5 protein-coding genes are annotated in these 4,772 nt (G+C 72.3%); 4 read left to right on the forward strand and 1 reads right to left on the reverse strand.

What is annotated here, in order from left to right; all coding sequences use genetic code 11:
* Positions 1-51: 51 nt before the first annotated feature.
* A complete protein-coding gene (locus IY392_RS02480) occupies positions 52-741 on the reverse strand; it encodes a TetR/AcrR family transcriptional regulator (protein ID WP_107755956.1) in 690 nt (229 codons plus the stop codon).
* A gap of 168 nt (positions 742-909) precedes the next feature.
* Between IY392_RS02480 and IY392_RS02485 the strand changes: the two genes are divergently transcribed.
* The 4 genes from IY392_RS02485 to IY392_RS02500 all read left to right on the forward strand — a co-directional run.
* Complete coding sequence (locus IY392_RS02485) at positions 910-1,953, forward strand: DUF3152 domain-containing protein (RefSeq protein ID WP_194305441.1); 1,044 nt, start codon at positions 910-912, stop codon at positions 1,951-1,953.
* The gene (locus IY392_RS02490) at positions 1,950-3,176 is read left to right on the forward strand and encodes a ThiF family adenylyltransferase (protein ID WP_309233981.1); all 1,227 of its coding nucleotides are present in this window, start codon (positions 1,950-1,952) and stop codon (positions 3,174-3,176) included. The genes IY392_RS02485 and IY392_RS02490 overlap by 4 nt, the downstream gene beginning before the upstream one ends.
* Before the next feature lie 25 nt (positions 3,177-3,201).
* Positions 3,202-4,095 (forward strand): TIGR02569 family protein, encoded by an 894-nt coding sequence (locus IY392_RS02495; RefSeq protein ID WP_231750497.1) that lies wholly within the window; start codon positions 3,202-3,204, stop codon positions 4,093-4,095.
* On the forward strand, positions 4,092-4,772 hold a 681-nt coding region (locus IY392_RS02500; RefSeq protein ID WP_375292881.1), incomplete at its 3' end, for a CynX/NimT family MFS transporter. The genes IY392_RS02495 and IY392_RS02500, both read left to right, overlap by 4 nt.

The following is a 4,772-nucleotide window of genomic DNA, read 5'->3' on the forward strand; positions in this document are numbered from 1 at the left end:
CGCACTCCGCCGTACTCTCGGCGCGCTTCGAGCCATTACTGACCCATGCTCCTAGGAGTCGTGGGCGCGGGAATCCTGCGGGTGGGCGTCGTTGGCGGAACGATCCCCGCCCTGGCGGGGGATCTTCGACAGTCCACCCCAGCACAGGGTGACCGTCGTGGAGACGGCGTCGGCGCGGGAGATCGGTCGGCCCGCGTCGAGCCAGTGCCCGGCACTCACCCGACTCGCCCCCACCAGGCCCACCGCGAGCAGTCGCGACCGGTGCGCGTCGAGCCCGGAATCGCCCCGAACCAGGTCGTGTACGGCGTCGATGCAGCCGTCGGTGGCGCGGTCGAGTTCGCGCCGGACGTCCTCGTCGCCGGACTCGGAGGCGAACACCAGGCGGAAACCCTTGGTATCGGAATCGGCGTACGCGAAGAACGTGTCCACGGCGGCCTCGACACGGCGCCGGTTGTCGGAGGTCGAGTCGAGCGCCGCCCGGATGCGGCCGAGCAGCTCGTCCACGTGGTGACGCAGGACCTCGATGTACAGGTCCCGCTTGGAGTCGAAGTGCTGGTAGAGCACAGGCTTGGAGACGCCGGCGAGGACGGCGATGTCGTCCATCCCCGAGGAGTGGAAGCCCTGGTCGACGAAGACGGCCCCCGCGGCGTCGAGGAGCTGCCGGCGTCGGGCGCCGCGGGGCAGCCGGGTGGCCCTGGCGCGCCCCGGAGCCGTCGGAAACGGTCCGCCCGGGCTTGTCATCGTCTGGCTCCTGTCCTCCCGGACGTCGGGTCGACGGTCGACCGGGCCTGACGCACAATACCCGTACCCGCGGAGTGCCGGAGAAGGCGACCACCTCGGGATGTGGAATCGTGGAGACCATCACTCGGGCCTGACGCGGGCCTGACCGGAGCGGACGTGGAGGCGCGGATGAGCGACGGCCGTCGCCGGATGTCGAACGATGTCGACGCCGAGCCCACCGCTCGGGGTGGCGTTCCGGGCCAGCGCGGGCACAGTACTCCGTACTACCCTCCGCACGGTGAGCCGCTGCGCGCTCCCTGGGATCCCGAGGCGGAGAGAACCCCCGGGCGTCGCCGTTCGGTCCCCGGCGCCAGAGACCATCTGCGCAAACAGAGCCCTGTCGGCCGGTTCTTCACCACGTGGGGGTGGCGCGCGTACGCGATCCCGGTTCTGGTGGTGCTCACCGCGCTCGTGATCGCCGACTCCGTGACGGGTGCCGGTCCGGACGACGGCGACGGCGTGGGAGAGACGGCGGAGACTCCCGCGCTGATGGGGGAGCCGCCGCGGGGACAGGTGCCCCCGAGCGGGGAGCTGCCGGACGGGGGGCCGTTCGAGGAGGCCGGCGAGGGCGTGTTCCGGGTGGTGCCCGGGGGCACGGACCGCGTGGGGCGTCCCGAGGCCGAGCAGTTCACCTACACCGTCGAGGTCGAGGAGGGCATCGACACGACGGATTTCGGAGGCGACGACTCGGTGGCCCGGATGGTGGACGCGACGTTGGCCAACCCCAAGAGCTGGACGGCGGACGGGGCGGTGGCGTTCCAGCGCACGTCCGGTGACGAGCCCGCGTTCCGGGTGAGCCTGGCCAGTCCCCGCACCGTCCGTGAGAACTGCGGTTACGAGATCGAGCTCGAGACCAGCTGCTACAACCCGTCCACCGACAGGGTCTACCTCAATCTCGCCCGGTGGATCCGCGGCGCGCGGTCCTTCCAGGGCGACATCGGTTCCTACCGGCAGTACCTCGTCAACCACGAGGTCGGCCACGCCATCGGCTACCCGGACCACGAACCGTGCCCCGCGGACGGGGCGCTCGCGCCGATCATGATGCAACAGACCCTCGGGGTCGCCAACCACGAGATCTTCGTCCTCGACAACGAGGGCGTGGTCCCGGACAACGACGACACCTGCCTCTACAACGCGTGGCCGTACCCCGACGGCCCGCCGGTGAACCGGTGACCCCCGTGGCCGGTGACGGCACCGGAGCGCTCCCGCCCCTCGTGTCCCCGGTGCCCTCTCTGACGGCGGAGGAGCGCGCCCGCTATTCCCGGCATCTTCTGTTGGAGGCCGTCGGTGACGAGGGGCAGCGTCGTCTGCGTGCCGCGTCGGTGTTCGTGGTGGGGGCGGGAGGCCTCGGCGCGCCGGTCCTGATGTACCTCGCCGCGGCGGGCGTCGGGCGCATCACCGTGATCGACGACGACGAGGTCGACCAGGGCAACCTGCACCGTCAGGTGATCCACTCCGTGCCGGCGATCGGCCGACCCAAGGTCGAGTCCGCCCGGGAGAGACTGGCCGAGCTGGCGCCCGGAGTGAGGGTGGAGGCCGTCCACGCCCGACTCGACGCGCTGAACATCGATGCTCTGCTCGAGGGCCACCATCTGGTGGTCGACGGCAGCGACAACTTCTCGACGCGCTACCTCGTCTCGGATGCCTGCGAGATCGCCGGGATCCCGGTCGTCTGGGGGACGATCGACCGCTTCCGGGCCCAACTCGCCGTCTTCTGGTCCCGTCCGCCCACGCCCGCGGACCCCGTCACCCTCCGGGACCTCTACCCGGCCCCGCCGCCACCCGGCTCGGTCCCGAGCTGCGCCGAGGCCGGGGTTGTGGGTGCGCTGTGCGGCACGGTGGGATCGATGATGGCGATGGAGGCGGTCAAGCTGATCACAGGGTCCGGCAGGCCGCTGCTCGGCCGACTCGTGTTGATGGACCTGCTCGAGACCACACACCGGACCGTGACGATCCGACCGGACCCGTCCCGCACCCCGGTGACGTGTCTGCCGGACGGGGGAGTCGAGAGCTGTGAGGTCAGGTCGCCGGACGCGCAGGACGTGCCCACCGTGTCGGCGACCGCCCTGGCCGCCGAACTGGCGGGGGCGGGGTCATCCGGGGCTGTCGCACCCGTCCTGGTCGACGTCCGTGGTGCGGGGGAGCGATCGATCGCGGCGATCGATCCCTCGGTGTGGGTACCGCTGGACACGGTCGCCGAGGTGGCCTCGGACCCGACCGGGGCCCTCGGGCGGGCCGCGGCCCGGGGGCCGCTCGTCGTGTACTGCAAGTCGGGTGTGCGCTCCGCCCGCGCGGCGGCGACGTTGACCGGGGCGGGTTTCGCGGGCGTGCGGTCGCTGGAGGGCGGGATCGAGGCCTGGACCCGCGATGTCGACCCGTCCCTGCCCGGGTACTGAACCGGGGGTGAGTACGGTGAACGACGTGAACGACGTGACCGTCCCCGACCACGTCCGCGGCGCCTTCGGCGTGGTGGCCGGCCCTGCCGTCCCCGTGGTGGCCGGGTCCGGGACGGGGTGGCTCGTCACCGCGTCGGGACTCCCTGTGGTCTTGCGGCCGGTCGCCGACACGGCCCTGGCCAACTGGTCGGCGCGCGTGCGGGAGGAACTCGACGTCACCGGGCTGCGCGTGGCTCAGCCGGTGCGGTCGACGGACGGCAGGCACGTGGTGAGCGGCTGGCGGGCCGACCGGGCGGTCACGGGACGCCCCGAGGCCAGAGCAGACGAGTCCATCGCCTGGTCGGCGCGGATCAACGCGGCGCTCAGCGGAGTCGATCGGCCACGGCCGTCTCCTCGTCCGGCCACCCGGCCGTGGACGGAGTCCGACCTGTTCGCCATCGCCGAGGCGGCGGCGTGGGACGGCGACCCGGAGCGCGATCTCGGCCCCGGCATGGAGGACAGGGGAACTCCCTTCGCCACCCACCGTGCGGCCGCGCTGCTCGGCGCGACCGGGCTGATCCGACTCCGCCGGCCGGTCGACCCGGCGTCCGACTCCGGGGTGGTGCACGGTGACCTCGCACGGGGACTGCTGTTCGACTCGTCGGAGGAGCCCGCCCTGACGGACGTCGTGCCGTACGCCCGCCCGGCCTCGTGGTCGGCGGCGGTCGTCGCGATCGACCACCTCTCCTGGGGGACCGTCGACGCCGGGGTGCTCCCGCGATGGCGCCACCTCGACGACTGGCCGCAGATGGTGCTTCGGGCGGCGGTCTTCAGGCTGGCGGTGCACGCGCTACACCCGGGATCCCGCCCCGCCGCGATGGACGGACTGCAGGCCATGGCCCGGACCGTCGAGGAGTACATCGGCGACCCGGACGCATGAACCGTCGCTCCCCGCGAGCAGCCACCCCCACCGGCACGCTCGCCTTTCCCGTGGTGGCCCTGCTCGGCGTCGTCCTGGTCTCGCTCAATCTCCGTACCGCCGTCACGTCCCTGAGCCCGCTGTTGGGGGTCATCGACGCCGAGATCGGTCTCGGTGCCGGGGGCATGGGACTGCTCGGGATGGTGCCCACGGCCATGTTCGCCCTCTGGGGCGTCCTCACCCCCGTCGTGCTCCGTCGGACGGGTCTGGAGGTGCTGACCGTCCTGGCGATGACGGCGGCCGCGGCCGGCCAGATCCTCCGGGCCTTCGCCCACGACCCATGGGTGATGGGAGCGGGATCCCTCGTCGCGCTCGCCGGGATGGGTATCGGCAACGTGGTGGCTCCGCCGCTGGTCAAGAAGTACTTTCCCCGGCACGTGGCGGCCGTGAGCATGGCGTACATCACCGGCCTCCAACTGGGAACGGTGGTGCCCGCCCTGGTCGCCGTGCCCGTCGACGAGCTCGCCGGGTGGCGGGTGTCCATAGGCTGGTGGGCGGTTCTCGCGATCGTCGCGGCGGTGCCCTGGATCATCGAGATCCTGCGGGGGAGGTCGGGCCCCGACCGATCCACCACCGCCGGATCCACCTCAGCCGGGTCCGCGCCGGCCAGACCCTCACGGGCCACCACGGTCGTCGGC

Source organism: Dietzia sp. SYD-A1, assembly GCF_015356725.1.
Taxonomy (GTDB): Bacteria; Actinomycetota; Actinomycetes; order Mycobacteriales; family Mycobacteriaceae; genus Dietzia.